Annotated in this window: 17 protein-coding genes and 1 pseudogene; 7 read left to right on the top strand and 11 right to left on the bottom strand. The window is 61.5% G+C overall.

The window, feature by feature from the left end; all coding sequences use genetic code 11:
• Positions 1 to 2: 2 nt before the first annotated feature.
• From AC1DIN_RS27310 to AC1DIN_RS27295, 4 genes are all read right to left on the bottom strand, one after another.
• A complete protein-coding gene (locus AC1DIN_RS27310; RefSeq protein ID WP_476812020.1) occupies positions 3 to 752 on the bottom strand; it encodes an SDR family NAD(P)-dependent oxidoreductase in 750 nt (249 codons plus the stop codon).
• 59 nt (positions 753 to 811) lie between these two features.
• A complete protein-coding gene (locus AC1DIN_RS27305) occupies positions 812 to 2,020 on the bottom strand; it encodes an ABC transporter substrate-binding protein (protein ID WP_476812019.1) in 1,209 nt (402 codons plus the stop codon).
• 176 nt (positions 2,021 to 2,196) lie between these two features.
• Positions 2,197 to 2,826 (bottom strand): GntR family transcriptional regulator, encoded by a 630-nt coding sequence (locus AC1DIN_RS27300; RefSeq protein ID WP_476812018.1) that lies wholly within the window; start codon positions 2,824 to 2,826, stop codon positions 2,197 to 2,199.
• 124 nt (positions 2,827 to 2,950) lie between these two features.
• On the bottom strand, positions 2,951 to 3,523 hold the full coding sequence (locus tag AC1DIN_RS27295; protein ID WP_476812017.1) for a cysteine hydrolase family protein: 573 nt from the start codon (positions 3,521 to 3,523) through the stop codon (positions 2,951 to 2,953).
• Positions 3,524 to 3,661: 138 nt separating this feature from the next.
• On the opposite strand from AC1DIN_RS27295, the gene AC1DIN_RS27290 reads away from it, so the two are divergent.
• On the top strand, positions 3,662 to 3,826 hold the full coding sequence (locus AC1DIN_RS27290; protein ID WP_476812016.1) for a hypothetical protein: 165 nt from the start codon (positions 3,662 to 3,664) through the stop codon (positions 3,824 to 3,826).
• A gap of 9 nt (positions 3,827 to 3,835) precedes the next feature.
• Here AC1DIN_RS27290 and AC1DIN_RS27285 read toward each other — a convergent pair whose 3' ends face one another.
• From AC1DIN_RS27285 to AC1DIN_RS27265, 5 genes are all read right to left on the bottom strand, one after another.
• The gene (locus tag AC1DIN_RS27285) at positions 3,836 to 4,807 is read right to left on the bottom strand and encodes a Bug family tripartite tricarboxylate transporter substrate binding protein (RefSeq protein WP_476812015.1); all 972 of its coding nucleotides are present in this window, start codon (positions 4,805 to 4,807) and stop codon (positions 3,836 to 3,838) included.
• Between the two features lie 702 nt (positions 4,808 to 5,509).
• Positions 5,510 to 7,102, bottom strand: coding sequence for a hypothetical protein (locus AC1DIN_RS27280; RefSeq protein ID WP_476812014.1), 1,593 nt, complete (start codon positions 7,100 to 7,102; stop codon positions 5,510 to 5,512).
• Between the two features lie 87 nt (positions 7,103 to 7,189).
• Positions 7,190 to 7,723, bottom strand: a complete 534-nt coding sequence (locus tag AC1DIN_RS27275) for a hypothetical protein (protein ID WP_476812013.1) — start codon at positions 7,721 to 7,723, stop codon at positions 7,190 to 7,192.
• Positions 7,720 to 8,433: a hypothetical protein gene (locus AC1DIN_RS27270; RefSeq protein WP_476812012.1), complete on the bottom strand. Its 714-nt coding sequence runs from the start codon at positions 8,431 to 8,433 to the stop codon at positions 7,720 to 7,722. Before AC1DIN_RS27270 ends, AC1DIN_RS27275 begins: the two co-directional genes overlap by 4 nt.
• Positions 8,434 to 8,447: 14 nt before the next feature.
• Positions 8,448 to 8,876 (bottom strand): hypothetical protein, encoded by a 429-nt coding sequence (locus tag AC1DIN_RS27265; RefSeq protein WP_476812011.1) that lies wholly within the window; start codon positions 8,874 to 8,876, stop codon positions 8,448 to 8,450.
• 340 nt (positions 8,877 to 9,216) lie between these two features.
• On the opposite strand from AC1DIN_RS27265, the gene AC1DIN_RS27260 reads away from it, so the two are divergent.
• The 6 genes from AC1DIN_RS27260 to AC1DIN_RS27235 all read left to right on the top strand — a co-directional run bounded on the left by AC1DIN_RS27260 (position 9,217) and on the right by AC1DIN_RS27235 (position 15,115).
• On the top strand, positions 9,217 to 9,597 hold the full coding sequence (locus AC1DIN_RS27260; protein WP_476812010.1) for a MobC domain-containing protein: 381 nt from the start codon (positions 9,217 to 9,219) through the stop codon (positions 9,595 to 9,597).
• Positions 9,597 to 11,270, top strand: coding sequence for a hypothetical protein (locus tag AC1DIN_RS27255; RefSeq protein WP_476812009.1), 1,674 nt, complete (start codon positions 9,597 to 9,599; stop codon positions 11,268 to 11,270). Before AC1DIN_RS27260 ends, AC1DIN_RS27255 begins: the two co-directional genes overlap by 1 nt.
• Before the next feature lie 419 nt (positions 11,271 to 11,689).
• Positions 11,690 to 11,881, top strand: a complete 192-nt coding sequence (locus AC1DIN_RS27250) for a hypothetical protein (protein WP_476812008.1) — start codon at positions 11,690 to 11,692, stop codon at positions 11,879 to 11,881.
• 10 nt (positions 11,882 to 11,891) lie between these two features.
• Positions 11,892 to 13,343 (top strand): SMODS domain-containing nucleotidyltransferase, encoded by a 1,452-nt coding sequence (locus tag AC1DIN_RS27245; RefSeq protein ID WP_476812007.1) that lies wholly within the window; start codon positions 11,892 to 11,894, stop codon positions 13,341 to 13,343.
• Between the two features lie 279 nt (positions 13,344 to 13,622).
• Entirely contained in the window at positions 13,623 to 14,384 is a 762-nt protein-coding gene (locus AC1DIN_RS27240; RefSeq protein ID WP_476812006.1) for a nucleotidyltransferase domain-containing protein, read from the top strand.
• Complete coding sequence (locus tag AC1DIN_RS27235; protein ID WP_476812005.1) at positions 14,381 to 15,115, top strand: DUF6602 domain-containing protein; 735 nt, start codon at positions 14,381 to 14,383, stop codon at positions 15,113 to 15,115. The genes AC1DIN_RS27240 and AC1DIN_RS27235 overlap by 4 nt, the downstream gene beginning before the upstream one ends.
• Positions 15,116 to 15,229: 114 nt before the next feature.
• Here AC1DIN_RS27235 and AC1DIN_RS27230 read toward each other — a convergent pair.
• Together AC1DIN_RS27230 and AC1DIN_RS27225 are read right to left on the bottom strand one after the other, a co-directional pair.
• Positions 15,230 to 15,400, bottom strand: a pseudogene (locus tag AC1DIN_RS27230) (transposase); the annotation flags it as partial.
• A gap of 14 nt (positions 15,401 to 15,414) precedes the next feature.
• On the bottom strand, positions 15,415 to 15,550 hold a 136-nt coding region (locus AC1DIN_RS27225; RefSeq protein ID WP_476811829.1), incomplete at its 5' end, for a transposase domain-containing protein.

Below are 15,550 nucleotides of genomic sequence, written 5' to 3'. Positions count from 1 at the left end.
CATCAATCCATCAACATGCCGCCATTGACGTCGAGCACCGTCCCGGTGATCCAGTTCGACGCTGGCGAGGAAAGGAAGAGGATCGACTGAGCGATGTCCTCGGGCTGGCCGTAGCGGCCGAGCGGCACACTGCCATGCGGCGACGGTGCGGCGCGCTGGGTCACCTTCGACCACATCGGCGTCTCGACAGGCCCCGGCGCTACGATGTTGGCGTAGACGCCCTTTCCGGCGCCGGCCTTGGCGACCCACTTCATCAGCCCGTGAACCGCCGATTTGGCGGAGACGTAAGACGGACCGGACGCGACGCCGCCGATCTTGGCGGCGATCGAGCCGAGCGCGACCATCTTGCCGTAGCCGCGCTCGGCCATGATCGGGAACATCTTACGGACCGGATTGACGACGCCGAACAGATTGACGTCGAGGATCGCGCGCCACTCGTCATCGGTGGAGTCGACGAGAGAGGCGTGGGAGATCGTGCCGGCGCACAGGATCAGGATGTCGATCTTGCCGTGCTCGGCGATCACCGCGTCGATGACGGCTGAGGTGTCGCCGGCCGAGGTCACGTCGCAGCGCCGGAAGAAGGCGCCTTTAGGCCAGGCGCGCCCCCCCTCCGCGATATCGGTCGCGATCACCGTAGCGCCGGCCGCCGCCAGAGCCTCGACGGTTGCACCGCCAATCCCTCCTGCCGCTCCGGTGACGAGCGCGACTTGACCGTCGAGGCGCGCTGCCCCGCTCAGATGGACATTCGACATGAAGAGTCACTCCTGCGGCCGGCCCCTGCCGGCCCCTGCTGCTCAACGGAAGGGCGAGATTATTCGCCCTTGGCGTCGAAGACGACCGCGGGATACGGCTTGAAATCGCGAACCAGCTCGAAGCCGCCGCCCTTGGCGCGGATGATCGCCTCCTGGCGCGTGCCGCGATGATCACCGGGGCGGAACGAGACCTTGCGGGACCCGCCGACATCTGCGTCGGTCAGCCCATCCAGCGCCGCGATGAGATTGTCTCGCGTCAGCGGCTTGCCGCTCTCCAGCAGCTTCTCGAAACCGACGGCGAACAGCGCCGCGTTGCTCCAGCCGTTGAGACCGAAGACGCCGACAGGATCGTTCGGATAATACTTCTTGATTGAGTCGCGATATGCTTTCACCTGCGCATCGTCGCCCGAGACCGGCAGCAGCCAGGACGAGAAGTAGACGCCGTCCAGCAGATCGCCCGCGAGCTTCTGCGTCGAGGGATCAGCGGTGAAGAAGGGCGCGAACCAGCTGGCCTTCAGCCCGTTGCGGTCGGCGGCCTTGAGCGCCGCCGCCAGGTTGGCGTTCGAGCCGAACAGGATCACGCCGTCGACATTTGCGTTCGAGAGCCGGCGGATATGGGGCGTAAAATCCGTTGTCTTGACCTCGAAGGGCACCGACTCGGCGATCTCGAGCTTCTTGTCCGCCATGTAGCGGTCGAAACCGCGCTTGGCCGAACGCCCGAGTTCGTCATTCTCCCAGAGCAGCGCGACGCGCTTGAGCTTGAGGTCGTTGATCGCGTACTCGGCGTTCGAGGCAGCGGACCAGCCGTAATCGGGCAGCAGCGGGAACAGGTTGCGCTCCACGAAGAAAGCGCTGGCCCCGCCGATCGGTCCGATGACAGGAAGCCCAACCTCCTTGGCATAGGGAATGACGGCGACGGTCGTCGCGGTGCCGACCGGTGCGGCCAGCGCAAATACCTTGCTTTCCTCGACAAGACGCTTCGTCACCGCCACGCTGCGGGCAGGCTCGTAGCCGTCGTCGAAAGTGACGTAATTGACCTTCCAGCCCTTGATGCCACCGTTCTCGTTGAGGTTGCGGAAGAACGATTCCGCGGCCCGCGTCAGAATCGCATAAAACGGCACCGGCCCGGTCAGCGGCGTGAAGGCGCCAACCGTGACGGTTTTGTTGGCCATGTCGATGCCTGGCGACACCTCCTGCGCAGACACCGCCCCGGCAGAGACCGCCAGCGCAAAACCAGCCGAAACGGCGAGCTTCTTGAGAAACTGCATGTTCTCCTCCCCTGGATGATTAGCTTCATTTTTATTGGCGCCAAGCTAGCGCAATCGACAAAGACGCACAATGCACAATGCATAAATAATATCGATACAGCCATGCCCCAAAGCGCAGACGTGTTCAGCTCACTGAAAGGCAGGCGCCAGCCGCTTCGGAGTAGGTTGTGCGGGCGTCACAAAGTGGAGCGGAATTCAGTCCAGCCGCTCTCGATATGGCGCCGTGTCGTCAACATGGCGCCGGCGACGTCTCCACTGACGATCTGGTCGAGGAGCTCGGTATGCTCGGCGGCGGCGCGCTCGGCGCGCCCCTCGATCTTATTGATCAGGTCGAACGGGTACCGCGCCCACAGGATCTGCACGAAATGCATGGTCTGCGGCATGTCGGCGATGTCGTAGATGCGGCGGTGAAGGCGATAGTTGATCGCTCTCGCAGCAGAGCTGTCGCCGGCCTTGGCCGCAGCTTCGAATTCCGCTGCGAGGCTCCGAAGCTTCTCCACGTCCTGGGTTTGCAGCCGCTCGGTTGCTCCGCGCACCAGTTGCGCCTCGAGCAACATGCGAAGATTGAGCACCTCGGTCGAGGTGCCGACATCGAAGGGCACGACGGTCGCGCCCTTATACGAGCCGCCGGTAATATAGCCTTCGGCCTCCAGAAGCTTGAGCGCCTCGCGCACGGGCGTGATGCTGGTCTTCAGCATCTCGGAGATCTCGACCTGCTTCAGCCTGGCCCCGCGCGGAAACTGTCCAGACAGGATCCCCTCGCGGAGAAAGTCGGCAACCTGCTCTTCCTTCGTGCGGTAATCCATGGGGTCCGGTTATCGACAGCACCGTCCTAAGACGGAAAGGTGGTACGGGAACAGGAAACGCTTAGCGTTTGCCCATAATGCACAATCGCTTGGCTGTCACCCAGTTCCCGTCAGGCTCCGCTCGTCAGAAGCTGATCGTGTCCGAAGTCGCGATCGTCGCGTAACGCTTCAGCCCCGCCAGCGCGAAATTGTGCTCGTCCTCGGTTGCGCCGCAGCAGCAGTCCTCGAGCAGCGTGCAGGCATAGTCGCGATCGTGGCCTTCACGAATGGCGGCCTGGACGACTCCGTTCGTCGATACGCCGGAAAGGATCAGCTCGCTGATACCATTCGCGCGCAGCACCGGCTCCAGACGCGTGCCGTAGAATGGGCTGACACGATGCTTCACGATATCGACGTCGCCGTCCTGCGGCGCGAACTGCTCGTAGACCTCGGTTCCCCATGTCCCGAGCTTGAAGAGGCCGACCTCCCTGGCGCGTGAAAAGACCGGAGACCCCGGAGGGCATTCGCGATAGTCCGGCGAAAAGCCGACCCTGACATAGCCTATGAGGACGCCAGCCGCGCGGGCCTTGCCGATGACGTGCGCCGTCGCCTGGTACATGCCCTTTGCTTGGCCGCAGACGACATAGGTTTTGGCGTTTGGCCCGTCCGGGTGGACCAGGTCATTGATCATGTCCATCACGAGCAGCATCTTCGACATTGAGACCTCATAGGGTGGCGTCCCGGGCGGTCCCGGCCGACATGCGAATTGCAGATATCTGTGCACTGTGCATACTGAAAGTGTCAACGCAATGACCCATGCCGGAAGAGCGGTGGGCGCGGTGACACGGAGGATGCCATGGCAGAACGATCGGTCGACGGCCCGCCCGGTGATCGAGACCTCGAAGACATCTTCGGGGCCGACCCGGTTCTTGTGTTGTGGCACCAGTGGCTTTGGTGGAGCGGTCTCGTCTGCTTTCTCGGCTGGCTGGCTTACGTCGTGACCAACCAGCCAAGCCAATGATCCGCGCGGCTAATCGAGCGAGATATTCAGCTCCCGGATGACAGGTTCCCACTTCTTGCCATCCTCGCGAATGAATTCTCTGAAGCCGACTTTGGCATCCGACTGGATCTCAATTCCCTCAGCCGCGAACAAGGCGCGGTTCGCCGGTGCAGCCATTGCTTGCACAGCGGCCTGCCTCAGCTTTTCCTCCATGCCGTTTGGCAAGCCGGCAGGCGCAAAAAGGCCGAGCCAAACCGAGAATTCAGACTTTGGGTAGCCGGTCTCTGCAATGGTCGGCACATTCGGAAGGATCGGGGAACGCGCCGAAGACGTTACGGCCAGCGCAACCATCTCCCCCTTCTCGACCATCGGCGCGAATGTGCCGACGCTGCCGAAGATGACGTCGAGGCGTCCGCCCAGCACATCGGACGTCGTGTCTGCGATCGCGCGATATGGAACGTGGGCAAGCTCGATGCCCGCTTCCATTTTCAGTAGCTCCGCCGCCAGATGCGACGACGACCCTAGGCCCCCGGAGCCATAGTTCAGCGGCTTCTTTTCGGCGGCGCGAGACTTCGCCAAGGCAATAAAATCACTCATCGTCTTAATGTTCAGCGATTTCGGAACAAGAACGAGATTTGGGAACGAGACCAGATTTGTAATCGGAGTAAAATCCTTGTCCGGATCGTAACGCAAATTCTTGTAAATATATTTGTTCATCATATGAGTACCTTGGGTGCCGATCACCAAGGTATGGCCATCCGCGGGCGCCTTCATCGCCCGCATCGTGCCCACAACGCCTCCCGCGCCAACGGTATTCTCAATGACGAAAGCGTTCTTCAGCAGCTTGGACATGCCGTCCCCGACTCGGCGCGCCAAAATGTCCGACGCCGCACCCGCAGAATAAGGCACGATGATGATGACCGGCCGCGCCGCATCAAGGCCCTGAGCCCGCGCACCTGAGGCCGTAGGCAGGCCGAAAACGGCGAGCGAAAAGGCCGCCAAAGCGGCTCCAACACCTGATCGCAATGAAACCTCCCGTGATGTTCAGATCTTATTTTTTTGCTGGCAGGGGTCCATTGAGGCCTCCACCAGATGCTGAAGACGCTTCCCCCTCGAGCCATCAAGTATCGATAACGGCAAGGGTGGAACTGGTTGGCGGCGGCCTTCGCTTTCTCTCAGGTACGCTTTCCCAGCTTGCGATGCACACAGCGTATCCCAAAACATATAATGCATAATGCATACTATCCCACATCGTCAATCGGGTGCTTTAAATCGGCATTCTGTCGCAGCGCGTCTTTTTGCGACGCTGTCCCGCAGGCATGGAACCAACCGATATGCTGGCGAAGTGCGACATGGCCGTCCGCTCTGTCCGCCGGCTTGGGACGGCCAACGCAACGGACAGAGCGGACGGCATGTCCGGGCGGACGGACCTCATGCCAATCGCCTCGTCACTGATCGTTTGCTGCGGCTTGCTGAGATTCGAAATTTCGAGGCTGGCGGTATTATCTGCCGAAATGCTGCGTCCGTTGCGTCCGCTTTGTCCGACCTGCGGACGGAACGAACGCAGTGGACGCAATCAAACTCTTCGTTCGTTGTTTCATGAGCTCGGCGGTCCCAGGCAGTCGTCTCTACCGCCAGCAACGGTGCGATGCCGGGCTAAATTCCAGCGAAAAGCGAAGGTGCGTCGTAGCTTGACTGATCGCCTTATCTACCCTCGTTGACGGATATCGTGATCAGCCTGGTCCTGTCCTTGCTGGGCGCTTGATGGGAGCGGACATCAATCCCCCGCCGACGGAGCACCGGTGCCAGCCGATCGAGTTTGATCGAGAGGCGCTGGGCATTGGGCGGCAGGGGCTGAAGCCGACGCTGCGAGCGTGTCCGGCCGCTGTCGAGCAGTACGAGGAGCTGCGTCGCCGTCCCCGTCCAGGACGAGCGCTGAGACATCATCTCGACGATCGCGATACCGACGTCATTGACCTGTAGGAGATCCGTGTTGCCGTGCGCAATGTTCGCCTCGTAGGCGGCCATGAAGGATCCCTCCGGCCAGTGAGCGCGTTCGATGGCGCTCCCCCAGAGGGCGAAATCCGCCATCCGAGGCAGATCGGACACGATGGTCTCCGGCAGCCGCTTCAGGCCGAAGGCGACCAGGTTGAGGAGCCCTGCCATAATGGCGGGCGCGTCCTGCTCGAAGCGCCGCCAGAAGACTTGCCGGGTCAGCCGCTCGCTCTGCGGAATGAACGGAAGCTCGATGAAGATCGCCCTGTCCACGAGGTCAGGCCGCGTGATCACATTGGCGATCCCGTTCACCAGGATTGGTCGCATCGCCTGGAACACGACTTCATCGCTATCGGTGAACAGCTGGCGCCGGCCATCCTCCTCGCCTGTCGCGAGCCGGGCGAGATTGTCGGACATGGTCGGGGAGATGTAGGAGACGTTGTCGAAGGACAGGAGGTGAGCGTGCCGGGCGGCGGCATCGAGATCCCGCTTCGACGACGGCAGTGGCCGGCCGCCGAAGGCATTCCCGTCCAGGAGGCGTCGCAAGACCCCAGATGCCGAGGTTTTCGCAGAGCCCTGCTCGCCCGAGAGCACGAGGAGGGGATACGGGCCTGTCGGACACATCGCGAAAGTCAGCCATGCGACGATCAGCTGGAACTCGGCATCGCTGACGTTGAGGTGATGACGCAGAAGACCGAGGTCTCCGGGTCCTGCCGGCTCAACCAGTCGACCGGACGAAGACCTGAACATGGCCGCCGGAGAAGCCGTCACCTCAAAGCCGTCCGGCGTGATCGTCACGGCCCGCATTCCCGCTCCACCGAGGTTGAGGCAGACCCCTTCAGATGTCGGCGCCGTCCGCAGGTAGAGCGTTCGCTCCGGCTCGTTCAGGGCCTTGTCGATCAAGGCCTGAAGCGCTGCCCCGAACGCGGCCTTGCCGAGCAGGCAGGCCGTTTCGGAACGAAAGCGGCTGCGGATCAAGGCTCCGAACTCTCGCGACCGCAACGCCATGATACGCGTGCCCACCTTGTCGGACAGGACGGCATAGGCTTCGCCGCCGCTGCGGAACGGCGTAAGGTCGTCCTCGACGAGCGAGAGCGCGAACTCGCCATCTCCCAGCTGCCGCGCGGCATCCTGCTTCTGCCTCGTTGTCGGGGGATCCGTCGGAAGCGGCTCGGCCTTGCCAAGGCCGAGTAGTCCGTCACGTAGTTCCCGCGACGTCTCGAAATCCGTCGCGTCGAACCGCTCGGGCTTGCCGTCGCGGTCGGGACTGTGCTCTGGCGGATTCTGATCGGAGATCGACATGTCATGTTCCGTTCGCTGTCCGGCGGCGTGAAGCGGCGCAGGTTGATGAGCGGTCTTGCGTGCGTGTTAGGGACGGCACGGCGAGGATCATTCGGAAGGGTTTGGACGCTGATTGGGGACGCCGAACATCCGCTTGCTGGCCGGGTCGACGCCGGGCACACACTGATGCTCGACCTGAGACCAGCCAGGCAGCTTGCATTCGATCAGGAAGGGGACGACGCCGACGTCGTAGAGCAGGCGCGCGCCGAGGCCAGCGGGTGTGGTCGCCCAGGCGAGGTCCTTAACGACCATCCCATCGCGCACCGCAAATCCACGGCGATGGCCGGCCTCGTAGACCGACCAGCCGATGACGCCGAGCGCGATGACCGCCACCGCGATCCACGACCGCAAGCGCGTCAGCGCGCTCACGAGCGTTTGGTCGCGCACTGCCTTGTACGCGATGAACTCCAGCCGCGTAGCCAGGTCTCGCTGCTGGACGAGACCCAGTAGATAGGCCTCCTCACCCGAGCGTAACCTGACGACTTTGCACTGCCGTTCGAGATCTTCGAGTTCCGCCCGCGACAGTCGACGTCCCAGGATCGCGTAGGCAAAGTCGTCGATGTCCTTACGGGCGATGGTCACAGCCCGAGCTCCGCAAGCATCGGCTCAAGCGCGCGCTCGACCTTGAGACGCATGAGCGGGACACGCCTCTGAAGTTCGACGCCGCCCTCGAGGACCATGCGCGAATGAGACATCCGGCCATTGCGGAAGGCCGAGACGATCGCCGGAGAAATCACAGGAAAATCGAGGACACGGCGCTCTGCGATCAAACGCGCTCCGATCTTCGAACTGTTGAAGGCCGCAAACTCCTCCGCAGCTCCCCATACGAGGTTCCGCAAAACCCAGACGTGCTCCTGACCGACGACGTCGATCACATCCTGAAGATGGATGAAGCTGTCTTTGGTCTTGTCCATCGGCCAGATCACGAAAGTCTCGCGACCAACCTCGTTGGCGACGGCCTGCACGATGGGCACGTTCTCGATGAAGGTCTCGATCCCTCCACCCGGCGCCGAGATCAGGATCGAGCCTTCGATCGCGGGATCGTGAGCGAGTGCGCACAGCCGGCTGTACCCATACTCGTTCAGCAGCGGAATCACGTCGCAAGGCACTTCGCCGTTCAATGCCTTGTAGACATCCTGATGATCGTCGTCGGCCTCGGCGACGTAGAGCGGGTGTCCGCGCACCTGCATCAGATGAGCGAGGGTTGCGATGACTTCGGTCTTGCCGACCCCGCCATTGCCGTTCTTCCCGAAGATGATTGGTCCCTTGGTCGACTTCTCGGTGCTGGCCATGTCATTGCTCCTTGCTATTCGGGGTCGGGCTTGACCCGGGTGGTGGACTGAGGATGGCTTCCCGGCGGCTTAGGCAGGCCGGCGATGTGGGAAGGGTTGGGCTTGGCAGGCGCGTGGGGCGATGCGCCGACCTGTCCGACGCGGGCGCCCCGAATGGGCTGCTGCGCTTCGTCATCAGGCCAAGGGGGCAAGTGCCCCATGTTCACCATGGTGGTGTAGGTCTTCACCGTGTTCGGCGGGATCTTTCGGCCGCACCAGCGCTCGAGCGCTTCCGCCGCCTTCTTCCACGACCGTTCGGCTTTGCTGACTGCGAGAATCTGAGGGTGAAAAGCACGCACGGCGTCGCGGTGGTTGCGGATGCTGCTCTCGCGCTTCTGCGCCGCCTCTGCAGCTTCCTTGCTGGCGACCCGGCGCGCAGCTTTGAGATCGATCTCGTCCGTCATTTCACGTTCTCCACGATTTATTCTCGTCGGACCGGCCGGGTTCGTCTAGATTTATAAAAAGTATATTTTTGCTGTTCCCGAGTATTTACATTTGCTATCTGGATACATCTAAGTTCTATACGCTGCATATCCGGATATATTTTGGCGACGAACCAAGATAATAGTAATATACATTGACCAAAACTCAGACTTTGATTTCATGAGAGGGCAAGTCCGGTCCCTGTTAACTGCGATGCAGCAACAGGGAATTCTTGCCAAATGGGCTCTGCCCCCTGTGGAACCCCCAACCCTGAGCCGGGTGCGCCCTTGGGCGCCGGCTTCGCCGAGATCGGAGATCGAGATGACCGCGAAGAACGAGAGGAACCGCTTCCCCCATCTGGTCGCGTTCCGGGTCGACGGGCCTACGCACACCATGCTGAGCACCCTCGCCGAGACTGACGGCACGCCAGTCGGGGTTTGGGTCCGTACCCTGGTGCTCAAGGCGGTGGACTCGAAAATGAAGGCGCCGAGGATCCGTCGCGCAGCAGCGAATGCTGTGCAACTGGACGCGATCCTCAACGAGTTGCGGACGCAGGGTCGCAACATCAACCAGATCGCAAGGGGTGTGAATACCACCGGCTCGTCGGCGCAGATCCAGGCGGACACAGCGACGATGGGGGCAGCGCTGGAGGCGCTCATGGCGCGCATCCTGGACCTGCTCCGCATCGACGAAGATGCGTAATGTATATCGAAACGATACCGCGTCAGCTGGGTGGCCTCGGCCGGCATCTGATGGACACCGGCCGAGGCTCGAACGAGTTTGTTATCGTGCGGTCGGATCTTAGCCGTGATGTGCCATCCGACGTTCCCCTGGCACTGCGGCTCCTGGCTGCACCCGCCCGTCGTATCCGGCGCATGACGAACGATGTCGTGCACGTCGTCATCTCGCCGGAGCGAATGCTTACCGCCGACGAACTCGCCCATATCTTGCGGACGTTCGAAGCGGAGTACAAAATCCCCGCGAACAACGCTCGTCTGGTCGTTGAACACCACAAGGGCGAGCGAGCGTGGCACTACCACGTCGTGTATTCGATGGCCGCGGACGGCACAGGGAAGGCATTGCGCTTTCCCCGCTCCGGCGACCGCGACGAGATGCTCGCCCGCCGGTTCGAGATCGAGCTTGGTGAGGCGCTCCAGCCCAGCACCCGAGTCGAGAGGACCGTGGAGCTGCTGCGCGAGCGTAAGCTCGACGATCTTGCTGACATCGCCGCGCACGGCCCCGTCGCCAAGAAGGGGCTGCGTCGGTCCAAAGCCGAGATGCGACAGGATGCCCGACTCGGAGTTGATAGCCGCCTGCTCGACAAACGCCTTCAGCATGCTTGGCGCCAAACCGATGGTGATATCCTTCGCCTGCGCGGCGAGCTCGAGACCATGGGGTTTCGTCTCGCAGCCGGTGATAAGCGTATTGCCGGCGTACCAATCGTTATGCTGGTCGATACCGAGAGGGTGAAAGACGGGAGCTTGACGCGGCACCTGAACCGCCTGGCGCTCTACGGCGACGGGCCTAAATTTCGGGAGGTGGCAATCGGCGCTACCTTCGGCGATCTTCCTCCGCTCGCAAATACGAAAGCTGCCCTGCGGAAGGAGGCTCCCCAGCGCAGCACTTCCGCCGTGCTGGGCGAGTTCGACCATCTCATTGCCGAGATGGAGCTCGACGGCGAACGCGAAGAAGCACAGAAGGCTCGCAAACGACGGGCACGCGTCGCAGCCGGGCTTTCGGCCCAGGAAAAGGTCGATCTGCGAATGATCCAGAGGCGGGCTCGGGATCCTTACCGGCTTCGGGATCTCATACGCCGAATCCGCGTCAGACGTGCTTTCCTCGCAGCCTCGCTGTTCGGAAGTCCCGATATGCGAAAGGCTGCCTTCTACCTTGTCGCAATCGGCGTTCTTGCCACCGGTGCGGGCTTGATGGCCGCCCTCGCCGCAGCTGGCTTCGCGGTGGCTGCTATTCCAACGTTCACGAGCGCCAAGAACATGCAGACCGCTGCTAATCGGGCGGCCATCGCAGAGCGGAACGATATGGCCGAAGATGTCCGGAGAGAGACGCAGCGCTTCTTCCGGGAGCGTGCCGTGGCCAGACGGCTGGCAGAGCAGCGGGAAAACGAGCGCAGGGCTCGGCAGCGAGCCGAACAGGCCCGTCAGCAACGCGCTGCGCAGGCTGACCTGCTGCGTCGGCAACAGCACCTGCAGCGGCTGCGCCAGCTCGCTCAGCAGGAAGCCCAGGCTCGACGGCGTGCAGTCCAAAGCAGACCCGGCCCAGCCCTCCCCGGCCAAGATGGGGTCGGTGCCAGTCAGGTCCGGCGCAGGCCTACCCCGGTCCGACAGAGACCGCGCGGCCGTGACATCGAGCAATAGGCGGCCGTCGATCGCCTTCGCATCTTGCCCCTCGCCCTTATCGGGCGCATGTTCGATTTGTGCCAGCCAGGACATCCGGATCGCATCCGTTGTTTATCTGGCTGGTATCTCGCCGATTATTTCGGGCTATCGGCTTCGTGCACCGATTACGCCCGTGCAAATTTTCCGGGAACCCCTCGTGTAACAGCGCTGCTCTTGGCGCCCCAGGTAGGCGCGTAACATGCGCTTAGCCATGGCCTTAACTCCGTGCGACTAACTCGGCCAAGTGCCGACTTAACAGGCGACGGTCCGTCCTTTCCGGCCTTTAGTTCAGAGTGAGCCGAACCGATCACGGAAAGCCTTCGCATGGTCGGCCTATGGAAAAGCGTCTCGGATACCGACTTCACAAATCAGCAGCCAAGGCCATCAACGAGGTCAGGATGCGTCTCGTGACCGCCGAGGGGCAAGGCTACCCTGAGGCTGACGTCCTTCTGGCGATGGTCGACTACAACGCCGCAGTCGAAAGCGCGCCTGAGAGCGTGCCCTACGCCTACAAGCTCAGCGAGAAAAAGCTCAACAAGCTGTGGGCGGAATACAAGGTCGATCGCGAAGCCGCACGTCAAGAAGGCTAGCCGGGGGCATATGAAGCACGTTGATCTATTCAACGACTTTCTCAAGGAAGTTGTAAATCTCAACACCACTCGGATAGGAGACCTTGAGCGCACGACTGAGGCCATCAAGAAGGCCATTCGGGAATCTGATTGGGAGCCGACGATCTCCAGCTGGATGCCTCAGGGCTCCTGGGCGCACAAAACGATCATCAGGCCTGTTGATGCGGGAGAATTCGACGCCGACCTGCTGGTCTTCGTATATCCAGTCGATGGCTGGAGCGCTGCGAAATACATCGACGAGCTGTATAATGTCCTAAAGGCCAATGGCGTCTACGCCAACAAAGTTCGCAGGTGGTCACATTGCGTGACCATCACCTACGCGTCGGAGCAAAAGGTCGACGTGGCGCCGTGCATCATCAACCGGGGTGGGTATCAGCGGCTCGAGGTGTGCAACCGCGACAGCGATAAATTCGAGCTGACAGAGCCCCGGCAATACACGGACTGGATTATCGAGCGAAACGGCTACACCGGCGGCAACAGTTTCCGGAAGGCGACCCGCCTCATCAAGTACCTGCGGGACATCAAGACGACGTTCACCTGCTCATCGGTGCTGCTGACAACTATCCTGGGCCAGCGGATCAGCGCATTCGACCAGCACGGCAGCGAGTTTGCCGACACCCCGACAGCGTTGAAGACGCTTTTCAGCCGCATGGACGACTGGGCACAGGCAAATTCCAGCAAACCCGTGGTCAGCAACCCATTTCTTAACACGGAGAACTTCGCCGACAACTGGACCGACGATCAGTACGCCAATTTCCGCGACGTCATTAACCGCTACCGAGGCTGGATCGACGACGCCTATGCCGAGACTTCACGGAACGCCAGCATCGCTAAATGGCGGCGCGTTTTTGGCGAGGACTTTGCCAGCGACGTCGTGATCGAGACGGCTAAGTCCGTTAGCTCCACGGCGCTTGTGCATATCCGAGAGACTGCAGTGGCTGCCGTGCAGTTCGCCGGCGACCTGGTGATGGCAGTGAAGCAGTTTGGGTCGCGCGCGCTACCGCCCGAATTCAACCGCATGCCGCATATGAAGCAGCCCCGGTGGAAGGCTGCTTCAAACTCGGTCGCTGTGCAGGTCAGGGCGGAACTCTATCGATCGAAGGGGTTCAATAGGGTCGGACTGATACAGTCGCTCGATCCGGTAGGCGCGGGCAACTGGATCCAGTTCAAAGCGGTCACCTCGATGGGGCTCCCGTTCCCCGCCAATGAGTTTCGGGTCAAATGGCGGATCACCAATACCGACCAAGCGGCCTACTCCGCTCGCGCTTTGCGGGGTGATTTCTATGATTCAGATACCGCGAGCGTCCGGTGGGAGCAACTGCAGTACCGAGGCGTGCACCTCGCTGAAGCCTTCGTCATCCGAAAGCGCGACAAAGCCTTGGTTGGGCAGAGCGCGCCGTTTCGTGTCGTGATCGACGCGTAGGTTGGTCACTGCGCCAGCCTCAAACTTGCAGCCGTGTCGCAAAGTTAAGCAACCCAGAACCAGACCTTCTAAGCGTCGGGAATGGGCCGATAAAACCGCCCTTCCCGCTCCCGTTCGGAGTGCGCCACTTCCGGACATTGAGCTCCCGCCTGCAAGCGGACATTCACTGGAAATCCGTAACCGCTCCGCTGGGCTAGCAGCCCCGTTGCCGACCAAAGAAGCAGTGCTTCTCGATTGCGATCCGGGCGTCCGATGACATAGCATCCCGGTGGGGGAGAGATGACCGAAAACGAATATCTTCAGAACATTCTAGCGCGCGAGCGCGTCGACATCAGTTCCACATCTCCGCTGCGCGGCTGTGCTGGAGTCGTCTTACCGCACCTGCGAGCATGGGCCGGAGATCATATCCGCGAAGTCACCCCAAGCGGCTCATTTGCCAAGGGCACGGCCGTGAAGAGCGGTACGGATATCGATCTGTTTATTTCGCTGTCGCACACGCTGACTGCGACACTTGAGAATATCTACACGACGCTATTCAACCGGATGAACCAAGCAGGCTTCAAGGCGCGCAGGCAGAATGTTTCGATCGGCGTCACAATAGGCGGCCACGACGTCGATCTGGTGCCGGCTCGCCGGCAGGATGGCCAGAGCCAGGACCACAGCCTGTATCGGAACCGGAAAGGCGGTTGGACCAAGACTAACATTGCTACCCACATCAACTTGGTGGGCAACTCGGGCAGGACGAATGAAATCCGAATTCTGAAGCTCTGGCGGAACCAAAAAGGCTTGGATATCCCGTCGTTCTATCTTGAGCTGCTGGCGATCGATGCGCTGTACGGTAAGAGGGCCGGCGATGTCGGCCGCAACGTGATGGCGGCGCTGGCCTATATCCGAGACAACATCGGCGCGGCGCGCATTGTTGATCCGGCCAACACGAACAACATCATCTCCGACGATCTGAGTGCGGCTGAAAAAGCAACAATCGCCAAGGCGGCTGGAGCTGCGGCGCAGGCTGCGACTTGGGGAGAGATCGTCCGGTGAGCTGGTCCCTTTCAGACCTCCTGGCGGGTCTTCACGACGAAATTCAAGGCAAGCTGGCTGCGGCACGTCAACTGCTGGGCCATTCTGTAGATAAGGGCGATGCCAGCGAAGGAGCCTGGCTAGAGCTGCTGAGCACCTATCTGCCGGCGCGCTACAAGGCCGATAAGGCGCATGTGGTCGATAGCGAGGGAAATTTTAGCCATCAAATGGATGTGGTGGTCTATGACCGTCAGTACTCGCCGTTCATCTTCGTCATGAAGGGCACTAAGGTGATTCCGGCCGAGAGCGTCTACGCGGCCTTTGAGGCCAAGCAATCGCTCAATGCTGATCAGGTCGCCTACGCCCATAAGAAGATCGCCAGCGTGCGGGCGCTGCACCGCACGAGCCTGCCGGTTCCCCATGTCGGCGGGATAGCGGCGCCAAAGCCGCTCCATCATATCCTAGGCGGGCTCCTGACGCTTGAGAGTGACTGGAAGCCGGCAATGGGCGACGCACTGCGGGATGCCCTGGCAAGGGCCGCCGCAACCGAGCAGATCGACCTTGGTTGCGTCGCGGCGCATGGCCACTACAGCCGAGACGCGGATGGCGTCTATACGCTCACTTCGGAGGGCAAGCCGGCAACAGCGTTCCTGTTCGAGCTGATCGCACGGCTGCAGGCGCTGGCCACGGTGCCGATGGTTGATATCAGAGCTTACAGCCGCTGGCTGAACTCTGATCAACAGAAAAGCTAGGGCTCATCCGCAGAGACAGCGGGTCGCATTTGCTATCCGCCGATATCGTTGAAAAAGTCGGCCATCTGAGCGCAGCGGCGGCGTGGCGGATTTGGCCGATCGAGGCTCGGCCTCTCAAACTGGCCTGATCTGAGGTCCGTTCGGCAGGAGCTTCGCGAGCTTCCTGAGGTTTTGGGCTGCTGCGGCGAGGTGGAACTCGTCTCTGGCGCCGTTGGGTCCGCGTAGGCGCAGCCGGTCGAGCCTCAGGATGCGCTTGAGATGGGCAAAGAGCATCTCGACCTTCTTCGTAAGCGGTGTTCTCAGGCCACGGCCTTGAGCGGCTGAGGCGCATAGGCCCATGGCAGCAGGTTGTCGATCTGGCTCTGGGGATGGCCGGCAACGATACGGGTGATGACGTCGACGAGGTAGGCTTGCGGATCGACGCCGTTGAGTTTG

It is taken from the genome of Allobosea sp. 05T438 (genome assembly GCF_056396025.1).
Note: the sequence above shows the minus strand (reverse complement) of the source record. Positions and strands in the feature narration are given on the sequence as shown.